We start from the raw sequence: 14,629 nt of genomic DNA, 5'->3' as shown, positions 1-14,629 counted from the left end.
AAAAACAAAAAGCAACCAGATAGAATCACCTGATTGCTTTTTAATAAAAATATATAACTAATATTATATGATCGTAGATTGTCCTACGTGTATATTTTCAAAATTGATATTAGAATCTTCTGGATTTAGTATGTAATCATAAATAAAGTCTCCAACTTTTTCTGTAGTTAAAGGATTTAAACTATTAAGATCAGGAGTGGTAATGTTTAGCTCTAGTGCCTTTTCTACAGCTTCTTTTATTGCGTTAGCTTCGTCCATAAGATCAAAATGCTCCAATAACATAGCTGCAGAAAGAATTGCCGCGATTGGATTAGCAATTCCTTTTCCTGTTGCTTGTGGATAGGATCCATGAATCGGTTCGAACATACAACAAGTGTCACCAACAGAAGCAGACGCTAATAAGCCAATAGAACCACCAATTACACTGGCCTCATCAGAGATAATATCTCCAAACATATTTTCTGTCAAAATTACATCGAATTGGCTAGGATTTAGGATCATTTGCATAGCAGCATTATCTACGAATAAGAAATCTAAATCTATATCTGGGTATTCTTTTGCAATTTCTGTAACTACTTTCCTCCAGAGACGAGAAGATTCCAGTACATTAGCTTTGTCTACTAATGTTAATTTTTTTCTTCTCTTTTGAGCTGCTTTAAACGCCAGGTGAGAGATGCGTTCAATTTCTTCCTTGGAGTACTCACATAAATCTGAAGCAACTGTTCCTTCTTCATTTAGCTGTTTTTTTCCAAAATAGATACCACCAGTAAGCTCTCGGTATATCGAAATATCAGTACCTTCTATTATTTCTCTTTTAAGAGGAGACTTGTCTAACAGAGTTTCATATGCTTTTACCGGACGTATATTTGCATATAAACCTAATTCTTTTCGTAATCTCAATAATCCTTGTTCTGGGCGTACAGGAGCACTAGGATCATTATCATACTTTGGATCTCCAATAGCACCAAAAAGTACTGCATCTGTGTCTGCACAGAGTTGTAGTGTTTTGTCCGGCAATGGATTACCAGTCTTATCGATAGCTATAGCTCCAACTAAAGCATCTTTAAAAGTAAATAAATGATCAAAACGATGCGCAATGGCTTCCATTGCTTTTACGGCTTGGCCAGTAACTTCTGGTCCAATTCCGTCTCCTGATAATACAGCAATTTCTAGTTTCATAAGTAGTTTGTTATATCATAATGAGCTTTATAGTTTTCTATGGCCTAATTATGATCTTTGTACATTATATCCTTGCTTTTTCGAAAGCTTCTATTTCTGATTGGTTACTAATTAAGAAATCAATGTCGTCATAGCCATTCATCAAGCACATTTTTTTATAATTATTAATTTCAAAATTGGCTGAAGATCCTGAAGAAAGAATCGTAATTTTCTGTTCTTCTAAGTCTACTTCAATAGACGTAGAAGGATCTTTTTTGATTTCTGAAAATAGTTCCTGAAGATATGCTGGCGATACCTGAACAGGTAATAACCCATTGTTCAGTGAATTTCCTTTAAATATGTCAGCAAAAAAACTGGATACAACCACTTTTATTCCATAATCATGAATAGCCCAAGCTGCATGTTCTCTACTAGAGCCGCAGCCAAAATTATCACCAGCTACTAGAATACTACCAGAGTAATTGGTGTTGTTTAATGCAAAATCGGTGTTAATACTTCCGTCTTTATGAAAACGCCAATCTCTAAAAAGGTTTTCTCCAAAACCTTCTCGATCCGTTGCTTTAAGAAAACGAGCAGGAATGATTTGGTCCGTATCTACATTTTCTATAGACAATGGTATTGCAGTGGATGTTAGTTTGATAAACTTATCCATAATTTTAATTTAGGTGTTTAGTGATATCAATAATTTTTCCTTCAACTGCTGTCGCGGCGGCAATTAATGGGCTGGCAAGAATTGTTCTAGCTCCTTGTCCTTGGCGGCCTTCAAAATTTCTATTAGATGTAGAAACACAATATGCTCCTTCAGGTATTTTATCATCGTTCATCGCTAAGCAAGCAGAGCATCCAGGTTGTCTTAGTTTAAATCCGGCTTCTTCAAAAATATTGTGTAATCCTTCATCAACAATTTGCGAAGCTACTTGTTGCGATCCTGGTACCAACCATGCTGTTACACTTTCTGCTTTTTTCTTACCTTTAATATAATTAGCAGCTACTCTAAAATCTTCAATTCTACTGTTTGTACAACTTCCTATAAAAACGTAATTAATTTCTTGATTGATCAAGGATTGTCCTTTTTCAAAATTCATATATGCTAATGATTTTTCGAAAGAAGCGTTGTTTTCTGAAGGTATATTTTCTGTAACCTTAATTCCCATTCCTGGGTTGGTTCCATAGGTAATCATAGGTTCTATATCAGCTGCATCAAAATGGTATTCTTTATCAAAAATAGCACCTTGATCTGTAGGCAATGTTTTCCAATATGTTACCTTTTTATCATAGGCATCTCCTTTTGGAGCGAATTCACGTCCTTTTACATATTCGAAAGTAGTCTCATCAGGAGCAATCATACCTCCACGAGCTCCCATTTCGATACTCATGTTACATACGGTCATACGACCTTCCATCGACATTTCTTCAAATACATTACCTGCATATTCGCAGAAATATCCGGTACCAGCATTGGTTCCTAATTTTGCAATTATGTATAGTATAACATCTTTTGGTAGTACACCAGATCGTAACTTTCCATTTACACTTACTCTAAGGCTTTTAGGTTTTTGTAGTAATAAACATTGACTAGCAAATACCTGGGCTACCTGGCTGGTTCCTATTCCGAAGGCAATAGAACCAAATGCACCGTGGGTAGAGGTGTGGCTATCACCACAAACCATAGTCATGCCTGGTTGTGTAATACCAAGTTCTGGAGCCATTACATGAACAATTCCATTATACTTATGTCCAAGGCCATAAAGAGTGATATTGTTTTTCTCACAATTCTTTGTGAGCTGCTCTAGCTGATTTCGGGATAACGGATCTTTTATGGGTAGATGCTGATCTACGGTTGGTGTATTATGATCAGCAGTTGCAACGACTTGATTAGGTCTTAAAACAGGAATTCCACGCTGTTCAAGTTCATTAAATGCTTGTGGACTTGTAACTTCGTGGATAAGATGTTGGTCTATATAAAGTATTTGAGGGCCATTCTCTACTTCTTTGACGACATGAGCGTCCCAAACTTTATCAAATAATGTCTTCTTCATATGTTATGTTATTCTGGAAGTAATCAGGAAAAAAATTATGCTACTGCGACAGCTTCTACTTGAACAGTTTTCATAATTTCATGAATATCATCATTAATTACTTCTTTCTTTCTATCAGCATAGCTTAAGAATTCTTTGTACACTTGATCTAGTTGAAGTTTTGTTAATTCGTATCCAATTTTTTTCGCTCTATAGGCTAATGCCGCTCTACCACTTCTAGCAGTAAGTACAATGGCGGATTCCGTAACTCCAACTTCTGCTGGATCAATAATTTCGTATGTTTCACGATTTTTAATAACTCCATCTTGATGTATTCCTGAGCTATGTGCAAAAGCATTTGCTCCAACGATAGCTTTGTTTGGCTGTACTATCATTCCCATACTTTCAGAAACCATTAAACTAGTGTCGTATAATAATCTAGAGTTAATATCAGTATTAAGGTGTAGATATGGATGTTGTTTCATAATCATTACCACTTCTTCTAGAGCAGTATTTCCTGCACGTTCTCCAATACCGTTAATGGTACATTCTATTTGTCTAGCACCATTGATAGCTCCGGCAATAGAATTAGCTGTTGCCAACCCAAGATCATTATGACAGTGACAAGAAATAATAACATTATCAATACCTTTTACATTTTCTTTTAAATATTTTATTTTTTCACCATATTCTTCTGGTAGGCAATAACCTGTTGTATCAGGAATATTAAGTACTGTTGCTCCAGCTTTGATCATAGCTTCACAAACTTTGGCTAAAAACTCATTATCTGTACGACCAGCATCTTCTGCATAGAACTCCACATCTTCAACAAAAGATTTAGCATATTTTACTGCGGCAATTCCTCGTTCAATTACCTTGTCTTGAGTGGAATTAAATTTGTATTTAATATGTGATTCTGATGTTCCAATTCCTGTATGAATCCTTGGTTTTTTGGCATATCTCAAAGCTTCTGCCGCCACTTTAATGTCATTTTCTACGGCTCTTGTTAATCCACAAACAGTTGCGTTTTTTACAATTTTTGCAATTTCATTTACAGAAGTGAAATCCCCTGGACTGGAAACTGGAAACCCAGCTTCTATTACATCAACTCCTAGAAGATCTAATCGCTCCGCAATCACTAACTTCTGTTTCGTATTTAATTTACAACCAGGGACCTGTTCTCCGTCTCTTAACGTGGTGTCAAAAATTTGGACTTTATTATCGCTCATAGGAATTATGTGAATTGTTAATTTTGATAATTTCTTTTGAAAATATATTCTAAGATGTTTTAGTATTCTCTTACGAATTTATATTTTGGTTATTCAAAAAGAAGGGATTTAGCTACATGTTTTACAATGTTGAAATGTTTTTAAATAAACTTAACTCTTTTTTAATCAGTTAATTACAATATATTTTCTTACAATGACTAATGATCAAAAAGATCCTTTGTTTGTTTTAGTGAAGTCACTATCTAAGTCCGAAAAACGACAGTTTAAGGTATATGTTGGCAGGCTTGGTGTAAATACAGATTCTAAATTTTTAGCGCTTTTTAATCATTTAGATAAGAGTGAAACTTTAGACGAAGAATTAATTGTGGCTAAAGGGATTGTAAAAAAACAACAATTATCTAATCTCAAAGCACATTTATATAAACAAATTTTGATCAGCCTTAGATTAAGTCCTTTGCATCAGAATGTCAGGTCACAAATAAGAGAACAACTTGATTTTGCTACTATTTTATATCATAAAGGATTGTATAAACAAAGTTTAAAGATTTTAGATAAAGCAAAAACTTTAGCAAAAGAAAACGAAGAGAATAATATTGCCTATGAAATAGTAGAATTAGAAAAGGTAATAGAAACTCAATATATAACAAGAAGTATCAATAGTCGTGCAGATGAGTTAACCATAGAAGCAAAGATGTTGAGTATGAAAAATGTGCTTACAAGTCGATTGTCTAATCTGTCACTTCAGTTGTATGGTTTGATGATAAAAAGCGGGTATGTACGAAATGATAAGGAACATAATGTAATTACTAATTATTTCGAAAGTAAATTACCTAAGTACGATTGGAATATTTTAGGTTTTAGAGAAAAACTATGGTTATATAAAGCTCATTTGTGGTATAGTTTTATGGTTCAAGATTTCTTGTCCTGTTACAAGTATTCTAAAAAATGGGTTGATCTTTTCTATGAAAACCCAAAAATGATCATTCTTAATCCGGTATTTTTTCTTAGAGGAAATCATTATTTGTTAGAATCCTTATATCTTATTCAGGATAAAACACAATTAAAATTGACATTGAGTAAGTTTGAAAAAACTATTAAATCGGATGATTTTCCGATAGATGATAATATTGAAGTACTTTCATTTCAATTTATTTATAATAATAGATTGAATGTACATTTTCTGGAAGGTACTTTTGATGAAGGAGAGTATTTAGTTACTGAGATTTTAGATGGTATCACCGAGTATAAAAACCGTTTGGATGATCATCATATTATGGTTTTATATTATAAAATAGGTTGTTTGTATTTTGGGATGGCAGATCATCGTAAGTGCATAGAATATCTGAGCAAGATCATTAATAATAAGTCACTAAAGATGCGTGAAGATTTAATGTGTTTTGCTAGAGTATTAAGTCTTGTGGCACATTACGAGGCAGGTATGGATTATCATTTAGAAACCCAGTTAAAAGAAACCTACAGATTTTTAATTAAAATGGATGATCTTTATGAGGTACAAAAGGAGATGATTAAATTTCTGAAAAACCTTGGAGATATATTTCCACATCAAATTAAGGATGAGTTTAGAAAACTCCATAAAACTCTAAAACAATATGAGGATCATCCTTACGAAAAAAGAGCATTTTTGTATTTAGATATTTTATCTTGGCTGGAGAGCAATATCGAAAGTAGACCAGTTGCAGATATTATTAAAGAAAAATCAAAAAAGTTAGTTCGCTAACTATATATTTTATGCCAAAAAATTCTCATCATCTACGTAATATTTTAGAATTAAACCTCGCCATGCTTTTTATAAGCACTTCTGGTGCATTGGGCAGGTATATTGATATGCCAGTTCCAGTAACTATTGCCTTTAGAGCTATTTTGGCTGGAGTTATACTGTTTTTGTTTTGCAAATGGAAAAAAATATCTTTTGGAATCGCTTCTTCTGATCGATTTACAATTATTATCGGAGGTGTATTGATGGGGTTGCACTGGATTACATATTTCTATGCTCTAAAAATGTCTAATGTTGCTATCGGTATGTTATCTTTATTTACATACCCTGTAATTACTTCGTTTTTAGAACCAATACTTTTGAAGACTAAATTTCAGAAAATGCATTTGGTTTTAGGAGCTTTAGTGTTATTAGGAATTTATTTTTTAGTTCCAAATTTTAGTTTAGATAACTCTTATGCCCAAGCCGTTGGATTTGGAGTAGTATCTGCTTTATGCTATGCACTACGTAACTTAATCATGAAAACTAAAGTAAGTAATTATCATGGTTCCGTGCTAATGTGGTATCAACTTGTGATTATTAGTATTATGTTATTGCCAACACTCTTTATAATGGATAGTTCAGCGATTGTAACACAGTGGCCTTGGACATTAGTACTAGCAATTCTTACTACAGCAATTGGTCATACACTATTTTTGTTTAGTTTAAAGCGTTTTTCTACAACAACAGCGAGTATTATAAGTAGTATACAGCCAGTATATGGTATTATTATAGGCATAATTTTTCTTAAAGAAATACCTGTTTTAACAACAATTATTGGTGGGATGTTAATTCTAACTTCAGTGGTAATTGAGAGTGTGAGATCATATAAATAAATCATTTAACTCGTAAATACGTGTTATCAGGAATTATAACATTTTTATTCGGCTAGTTTTGGGGACGTATCTTGGAGCGATCCATTTTTTGTAAATAAAATATTCTAACAGGGGAGTAATTAGAATTAGAAATAATAGTATTAATAATGATTTTACCATTGCATTGTATTGGGAGCTTATTACTAATGCAAACCACTCATTTAGTTTACTAATGACTACTTTTTCTATATCTCTATATCCTACTTTTAATAATAAATCCATTACAGTACTAAACTCCTCATACGGTAATGCTTCAGAAAAATCGATATGTCCTCTTCCTGCGGATGTTATAAATGCATACACTGTTAATTTATAAAGGTCATCACTGTAATGATTAACAATATATTTTGCTAATTTGTTTTTTGTTTTATTGAGAACAGAATTTCCTGTATTATGGTTTTTTAGATAGTTTTCGAAAATGACTGCATAATCTTGCGAACCTGATTTTGCTTGTATAGCAAGTCCTTGTATGGAAATTATAAATTTATTTTTGGCTTCTTCGGATTCAAATACTTGAGACATAGATCCTTCATATACTTCTTGTACAATAACCGCTTTTTCGTTATCTAGTATTTTATATATACCTCTTAAAAACCCCCATTGTCCAAAGATGTATAGTATACCAATCAGCAATAATGGAATATACAACTTTACTGCCCAATTGTAATACCGCGGAGTTCTTTTTAAAATACCTTTACGCCATAATAAAATACAGTATATAGTTGCGATAATCAACCCTAGAAATAAAAATAGGATGATATTAAAAATTAAAATTCCAGAATTAGGAAGTACAATATCCCTAATAATACTCCAGATAAAATTCCAATCAATGTTTTTAAATAATTCTGATGAATATGAAACATACTCCATGTATTCTTAATTAGCAATGAAATAAAAAAATGAGTTTTCTTTTGCCTATTAGTATAATAATTATTGGAAATGTTACTACGAATAAAATATAAGTAAAAATACCGTTAAAAACAGTCATTCCATATAGAATCCAATGGAGGAGGAGCTATTATGGTGAGCGCTTCTTTTTTTACAGGATGTATAAATGTAAGTTTTCTTGCATGTAAATGGATACTACCATCTTTATTGCTTCGATCTGCTCCATATTTTAAATCTCCTTTAATTACAGATCCAATATATGATAGTTGAGATCTTATTTGATGATGTCTACCAGTATGAAGGTCGATTTCTAAAAGACAATAGTTGTTTAGTTTTTTTATGATTGCATAGTCTAAAATAGCTTTTTTGCTATCCGTTACCTCATTTTTATGAGCATATGATTTATTTTGTTTAGGATTACGTTTCAACCAGTGTATAAGCCTATCTTTTTCTTTTGGAGGAGGTTTTTTTACAATTGCCCAATATGTTTTTTTAGCTTCCTTATTAGCAAAAAGTTTATTAAGTCTTGGTAATGCTTTACTTGTTCTTGCAAATACTACAATTCCACTTGTTGGTCTATCAAGTCTATGAACTACGCCTAAATAAACAGCACCTGGTTTATGATACTTTTCAGCAATATATTCCTTAACCACTTCACTTAGAGGTTTATCTCCTGTTTTATCTCCTTGCACAATATCTCCAGCTCTCTTATTAACGATAATCAGGTGATTATCCTCATAAAGAACCTGAAGATTAGTTTTGTTAGAAATTATTTTTTGAGACAATTTTCTTAGGGAATAAAACTATTTTCGACTAACAACTAATACTGTTCATTATCATTAGGGAAGTCTAACGATTTTACATCAGAAACATATTTTTGAAATGCATTTGTCATTTCTGTATATAAATCTAAGTAACGTCTTAAGAAACGAGGGTTGAACTCGTGAGTCATTCCAAGCATATCATGGGTGACCAATACTTGTCCATCGACACCATTTCCTGCACCAATACCAATAACAGGGATGGTAAGGCTTTCTGCAACTTCTTTTGCCAATTTTGCAGGTACTTTTTCTAATACCAGTGCAAAACACCCTGCTTTTTCAAGCATTAAAGCATCTTCTTTAAGTTTTTTGGCTTCTTCTTCTTCTTTGGCACGAACAGTATAAGTACCAAACTTATAAATAGATTGTGGTGTTAACCCTAAATGTCCCATTACAGGAATACCTGCGTTTAAAATTCTCTTAATCGATTCTTTTACCTCTTTTCCACCTTCAAGTTTTACTGCGTGTCCTCCTGATTCCTTCATAATTCTTATTGCAGAACGCAACGCTTCTTTAGGGTCACTTTGGTAACTACCAAAAGGTAAATCTACCACGATTAATGCTCTGTGTATTGCTCTGATAACAGAAGATGCATGATAGATCATTTGGTCTAACGTAATAGGTAATGTTGTTTCGTGACCAGCCATAACATTAGATGCAGAGTCACCTACTAAAATTACATCAACTCCAGCGCCATCTACAATTTTTGCCATCGTATAGTCATATGCAGTAAGCATTGAAATTTTTTCTTTATTGGCTTTCATCTCGACTAGAGATTTTACAGTAACACGCTTGTAATCCTTTTTTGCTGTAGACATTTTATAAGTTAATTTAGTGTCGTAAAAGTAATCAATTAGAAAGATCGTAACAAGAGTATATTATTTTTGATTTAAATTTATTTAAAAGAAGTATTACTTATATTTTTAATAGAATAATTAAAAGCCTAATTTTAGGTAAATTAAAGTTTGATTTGTTATGTGTAGATTCTTAATTATATGTCTTTTGTTAATTTCTGGTAATGTTGCTTTTTCACAGAAAGAATTAAATACGAATCATAAAAATGCGAAACAAGCTGTATTAGATTTTTTTGAAGGATTTCATAAAGGAGATACTTCTATGATTAGAAAAACGATATCCCCAAGTATTGCTATGCAAACAATTGCTAGAACAAAAGAAGGCAAAACAAAGGCTATTAATACTGATATGAGTAAGTTCTTAGAGGTTATACATAATAGACCAAAAGATCAAAAGTGGTTAGAAAAATTGTTGGACTTTAGGATTGATGCTGATGCACATATTGCGCAGATCTGGACTCCTTATGAATTTTATGTAAATGATCAGTTTAGTCATTGCGGAGTTAATATTTTCCAATTATTTAATGATGGAGATACCTGGAAAATAATAGCTATAGCAGATACTCGAAAAAAAGAAGGTTGTAAATAACTTAGTATCTGCTACTTATTATTAAAAACACAACTCCATTATTAATAGCATGTAAAAGTATCGGCCAAATCATATGGTTGTTTTCTATTTTTATCTTACCAAACATATGGCCAGCAATAATTCTGGGAACAATTAATAAAAACAAAATACTATCTATTCTAAAAGAATCCACGTAGTTAAAAATGTGGAGGAAACCGAAAATTATTGATGTAACCTGGAGTGTAATTGATCGATGTTTATTTAAGTAAATAATAGCTTTTTCTAAAAAAGAGTTAGATATTACTTTCTTATAAGAAAAAAATAATACGATTACTAAAAAGGTTAATAAAAGGAATCGGTAATACCATTCAAATTCAATTGTAATAAACAGTCCGGTTAGAAAAAGAGACCAAGAGGTTAAAAATAATATAAGATCCGAAGTTTTTGGTCTTAACAATGTTCTAAACATCAATTCTTCTATAAAAGGAGCAAAGATCACCATTGCGAAAAACGCTTTGAGCTTGTTTTCTTTTAGAATTTCGAAAATACCATCTTGAGAATATTTTTGTAAATCTAAATATGGGAATATGCTCTGAAGTAATGCTACGCAGATAAAGAATAGTATGTACAATCCGAATAACCGAAAGTAGCTGACAAGTAATTTTTTTATTTTATAAAATAAAACTTCTTTAGACATTAACTTATATTAACAGTCGCTTAAACTTACTTTAATAGCTAAACCTCCTTCACTAGTTTCTTTATATTTAGTATTCATGTCTTTTGCTGTTTCCCACATAGTTTCTATCACTTTATCCAATGGAACCTTGGCATTTGCTGCATCAGAGTCTAAAGCCATTTCGCAGGCATTGATCGCTTTTATGGCTCCCATTGCATTACGTTCGATACAAGGAATTTGTACTAATCCACCTATAGGATCACATGTTAATCCTAAATGATGTTCCATGGCAATCTCACTAGCCATTACTACTTGTTCAGGTGATCCTCCCATTAATTCGGTCAAAGCCCCTGCCGCCATTGCAGACGAAACTCCAATTTCTGCCTGACAACCACCCATCGCAGCGGATATTGTGGCTCCTTTTTTAAATAAACTGCCAATTTCTCCTGCAACTAGCATAAATTGTTTTATATCATCAAAATTGGCATCGTGATTTTCAATAACCATATAATACATCATTACTGCTGGTATAACTCCTGCACTCCCATTTGTAGGAGCAGTAACTACTCTTCCCAGAGATGCATTTACTTCATTTACAGCGAGAGCAAAACAAGAAACCCATTTTAATATCTGACGAAATTTCACTTCAGTATCTCTAATAGATTCAATCCATTCTGTTGGATTCGTATAGGTGGCAGAATCACTAATTAATTTCTTGTGTGTATCAAATGCCCTGCGTCTTACATTTAATCCTCCAGGAAGTGTTCCTTCAGTATGACAACCGAGGTACATAGATTCTAGCATAACATTCCAAATATCACTTATTCTAGCATCTATTTCTTCATGGGGCTGAAGAGAGAGTTCGTTTTCTAATACAATTTCGGATATCTTTTTATTTTTCTTTTTACAATATTCTAAAAGATCTGTAGCTTTTTGAACTGGAAGAGGAAATTCTCTAAATGCTTCCATTTTTTTCTTTTCTCTTTTTCGGGTTTCCTGAACTACAAAACCACCACCAATAGAATAGAAGGTTGAAGCTATTTTTTTTTTATCCTTGAGAGTAGCTGTAAATGTTATGGCATTTGGATGAAATTCTTTAAACTCTCTGTTAAATACAATTTGAGTTTCAGGATTAAAGCTAATAGCTAATTCTTTATTAAATACTAAAACTTTATTCAGTTTTATATCTTCAATAATAGAAGAAATAGCAGCTACATCAATTGTTTGGGGATCATAACCGCACAAACCTAATATAGAAGCTATATCGGTAGCATGACCTTTACCAGTAAGGGATAAAGATCCGAATAGATCAACTGTTATTGATTCTACCAGATGAAACTGGTTGTTTTTTTTAAGTTCCGCAATCCAACGTCGTCCGGCTCTCCAAGGGCCAAAAGTATGGGAGCTAGAAGGGCCTACACCGATCTTTAACATATCAAAAACACTGATACATTCCATAATTCTTAATTGAGTGTAAAATTATGTTGGTAAATATAATGTATTGATAAAAAAGAACGCTTTTTTTTATTAAATAGTTAGATTGTTTATTTGGTTTTATTTTTTGAAAGTATTTCGAATATTATATTACTTAGAATAAAGTAATGACATCCTGTCAGATAAATTGTCGTGGCATAATCATTGACTTAAGTGGAATAAATAATTTAGAACAACACTAAAACATTTATATACTAATATGAGTAAGATAATAGGAATAGATTTAGGGACAACAAACTCTTGTGTTTCTGTGATGGAAGGTAATGAGCCTGTTGTTATCCCTAATGCAGAGGGAAAGAGAACAACTCCGTCTGTAATTGCATTTGTAGAAGGAGGAGAAATTAAGGTGGGGGATCCTGCAAAGCGTCAGGCAGTAACTAACCCTACTAAAACAATCTCTTCTATTAAAAGATTTATGGGGAATAAATTCTCTGAATCCGCAAAAGAAGCAGATAGAGCTGCATATAAAGTAGTAAAAGGAGATAATGATACGCCTCGAGTTGATATCGATGGTCGTTTATATACGCCACAAGAATTATCTGCAATGACACTTCAAAAAATGAAGAAAACTGCAGAAGATTATCTTGGACAGGATGTAACCAGAGCTGTAATTACTGTACCGGCTTATTTTAATGATGCGCAGCGTCAGGCTACTAAAGAAGCTGGAGAAATTGCTGGTCTTAAAGTAGAAAGAATAATCAATGAGCCTACTGCGGCTGCATTGGCATATGGCCTTGATAAAAAAGGTACTGATCAGAAGATTGTAGTATTTGATTTTGGTGGAGGAACTCATGATGTATCGATCCTTGAATTAGGAGATGGTGTATTCGAAGTATTATCTACTGATGGAGATACACATTTAGGAGGAGATGATGTAGATCAAAAGATAATAGACTGGTTAGCAGAGGAATTTAAGAGTGAAGAGGATATGGATCTACGAAAAGACCCAATGGCACTTCAACGTCTTAAAGAAGCTGCAGAAAAAGCGAAGATAGAATTATCTTCTTCTTCTCAGACAGAAATTAATTTACCATATGTAACAGCTACTGCTAGTGGTCCTAAACACTTAGTAAGATCATTGACAAAAGCTAAATTTGATCAACTGATTGATGATTTGGTAAAACGTACTATTGATCCTTGTCGTACTGCACTTGATGCTGCAGGTTTATCTACAAGTGATATCGATGAGATTATATTAGTAGGAGGTTCTACTCGTATTCCTGCAGTTCAGGAAGCAGTGGAAAAGTTTTTTGGTAAGGCACCAAGTAAAGGAGTAAACCCGGATGAGGTAGTTGCTGTTGGAGCTGCTATCCAAGGAGGAGTTCTTACAGGAGATGTAAAAGATGTATTGTTATTAGATGTAACACCACTTTCTCTAGGTATTGAGACAATGGGTAATGTTATGACTAAGCTGATTGAAGCAAATACAACGATTCCTACGAAGAAATCACAAGTTTTTTCTACAGCAGCAGATAATCAACCTTCTGTAGAAATTCATGTGTTACAAGGAGAGCGTCCTATGGCGGCGGATAACAAAACGATAGGTCGTTTCCACTTAGATGGAATTCCACCTGCGCAAAGAGGTACACCACAGATCGAAGTTACTTTTGACATAGATGCTAATGGTATTATCAAAGTTTCTGCTACTGATAAAGCTACTAATAAGTCACAGGATATTCGTATCGAAGCATCTTCTGGATTAACAGAAGAGGAAATCGAGAAAATGAAGCAAGAAGCAGAAGCGAATGCTGAAGCAGATAAAGCAGCAAAAGAAACTGCAGATAAGTTGAATGAAGCGGATGGAATGATTTTCCAGACGGAAAAACAACTTAAAGAGTTTGGCGATAAAATCTCTGATGATAATAAGAAACCAGTAGAAGAAGCTTTAGAAGAATTAAAGAAAGCTTACGAAACTAAGGATCTTGCAATTATACAGCCAGCACTTGATAAAATGAATGAAGCATGGAAAGCAGCTAGTGAAGAAATGTACAAAGCACAAGCCGAAGCGCAAGGTGGTGCGGCAGGTCCAGAAGCTGGAGCACAACCAGAAGGAGGAGACTCTGAAGGAAGTGATGTAGAAGATGTAGATTTTGAAGAAGTGAAATAACATTTGTTATTCTATATAAAAAAAAGCACAGTGAAAACTGTGCTTTTTTTGTGTTTATATTTATGAATAACAAAAAAAAGTTTACTTTTATCAAGGCTTAACAATACCCCTGTTTATAATTTTATTCACACACAGTTATTCTTAAT

At 33.1% G+C, this 14,629-nt stretch carries 13 protein-coding genes; 4 read left to right on the top strand and 9 right to left on the bottom strand.

The window, feature by feature from the left end; genetic code table 11:
* Nucleotides 1-63 precede the first annotated feature (63 nt).
* From leuB to D1815_RS08405, 4 genes are all read right to left on the bottom strand, one after another.
* Complete coding sequence (leuB, locus tag D1815_RS08420; protein WP_118386606.1) at nucleotides 64-1,179, bottom strand: 3-isopropylmalate dehydrogenase; 1,116 nt, start codon at nucleotides 1,177-1,179, stop codon at nucleotides 64-66.
* 64 nt (nucleotides 1,180-1,243) lie between these two features.
* Complete coding sequence (gene leuD / locus D1815_RS08415) at nucleotides 1,244-1,831, bottom strand: 3-isopropylmalate dehydratase small subunit (protein WP_118386605.1); 588 nt, start codon at nucleotides 1,829-1,831, stop codon at nucleotides 1,244-1,246.
* Between the two features lie 4 nt (nucleotides 1,832-1,835).
* Nucleotides 1,836-3,218: a 3-isopropylmalate dehydratase large subunit gene (leuC, locus tag D1815_RS08410; RefSeq protein WP_118386604.1), complete on the bottom strand. Its 1,383-nt coding sequence runs from the start codon at nucleotides 3,216-3,218 to the stop codon at nucleotides 1,836-1,838.
* A 35-nt stretch (nucleotides 3,219-3,253) separates the two neighbouring features.
* On the bottom strand, nucleotides 3,254-4,426 hold the full coding sequence (locus D1815_RS08405; RefSeq protein WP_118386603.1) for a 2-isopropylmalate synthase: 1,173 nt from the start codon (nucleotides 4,424-4,426) through the stop codon (nucleotides 3,254-3,256).
* Between the two features lie 193 nt (nucleotides 4,427-4,619).
* Here D1815_RS08405 and D1815_RS08400 point away from each other — a divergent pair, with 193 nt between their 5' ends.
* Together D1815_RS08400 and D1815_RS08395 are read left to right on the top strand one after the other, a co-directional pair.
* On the top strand, nucleotides 4,620-6,164 hold the full coding sequence (locus D1815_RS08400) for a hypothetical protein (protein ID WP_027394000.1): 1,545 nt from the start codon (nucleotides 4,620-4,622) through the stop codon (nucleotides 6,162-6,164).
* 11 nt (nucleotides 6,165-6,175) lie between these two features.
* A complete protein-coding gene (locus D1815_RS08395) occupies nucleotides 6,176-7,036 on the top strand; it encodes a DMT family transporter (protein ID WP_118386602.1) in 861 nt (286 codons plus the stop codon).
* A gap of 33 nt (nucleotides 7,037-7,069) precedes the next feature.
* Here D1815_RS08395 and D1815_RS08390 read toward each other — a convergent pair whose 3' ends face one another.
* From D1815_RS08390 to panB, 3 genes are all read right to left on the bottom strand, one after another.
* Nucleotides 7,070-7,945, bottom strand: coding sequence for a hypothetical protein (locus D1815_RS08390; protein WP_118386601.1), 876 nt, complete (start codon nucleotides 7,943-7,945; stop codon nucleotides 7,070-7,072).
* A 104-nt stretch (nucleotides 7,946-8,049) separates the two neighbouring features.
* On the bottom strand, nucleotides 8,050-8,748 hold the full coding sequence (locus D1815_RS08385) for an RluA family pseudouridine synthase (protein ID WP_118386600.1): 699 nt from the start codon (nucleotides 8,746-8,748) through the stop codon (nucleotides 8,050-8,052).
* 35 nt (nucleotides 8,749-8,783) lie between these two features.
* Nucleotides 8,784-9,602 (bottom strand): 3-methyl-2-oxobutanoate hydroxymethyltransferase, encoded by an 819-nt coding sequence (gene panB, locus D1815_RS08380; protein ID WP_027393996.1) that lies wholly within the window; start codon nucleotides 9,600-9,602, stop codon nucleotides 8,784-8,786.
* Nucleotides 9,603-9,759: 157 nt separating this feature from the next.
* Here panB and D1815_RS08375 point away from each other — a divergent pair, with 157 nt between their 5' ends.
* On the top strand, nucleotides 9,760-10,227 hold the full coding sequence (locus tag D1815_RS08375) for a nuclear transport factor 2 family protein (RefSeq protein ID WP_118386599.1): 468 nt from the start codon (nucleotides 9,760-9,762) through the stop codon (nucleotides 10,225-10,227).
* A gap of 1 nt (nucleotide 10,228) precedes the next feature.
* On the opposite strand, the gene D1815_RS08370 is transcribed toward D1815_RS08375, so the two are convergent.
* Together D1815_RS08370 and D1815_RS08365 are read right to left on the bottom strand one after the other, a co-directional pair.
* The gene (locus tag D1815_RS08370) at nucleotides 10,229-10,903 is read right to left on the bottom strand and encodes a type II CAAX prenyl endopeptidase Rce1 family protein (protein WP_118386598.1); all 675 of its coding nucleotides are present in this window, start codon (nucleotides 10,901-10,903) and stop codon (nucleotides 10,229-10,231) included.
* Nucleotides 10,904-10,912: 9 nt separating this feature from the next.
* Nucleotides 10,913-12,340 (bottom strand): L-serine ammonia-lyase, encoded by a 1,428-nt coding sequence (locus D1815_RS08365; RefSeq protein WP_027393993.1) that lies wholly within the window; start codon nucleotides 12,338-12,340, stop codon nucleotides 10,913-10,915.
* A 235-nt stretch (nucleotides 12,341-12,575) separates the two neighbouring features.
* Between D1815_RS08365 and dnaK the strand changes: the two genes are divergently transcribed.
* Nucleotides 12,576-14,483: a molecular chaperone DnaK gene (gene dnaK, locus D1815_RS08360; RefSeq protein WP_027393992.1), complete on the top strand. Its 1,908-nt coding sequence runs from the start codon at nucleotides 12,576-12,578 to the stop codon at nucleotides 14,481-14,483.
* Nucleotides 14,484-14,629 lie beyond the last annotated feature (146 nt).

The organism is Aquimarina sp. AD1 (assembly GCF_003443695.1).
In the GTDB taxonomy this organism is placed as follows: domain Bacteria; phylum Bacteroidota; class Bacteroidia; order Flavobacteriales; family Flavobacteriaceae; genus Aquimarina; species Aquimarina latercula.
This window is presented reverse-complemented; position numbering and strand designations above follow the sequence as displayed.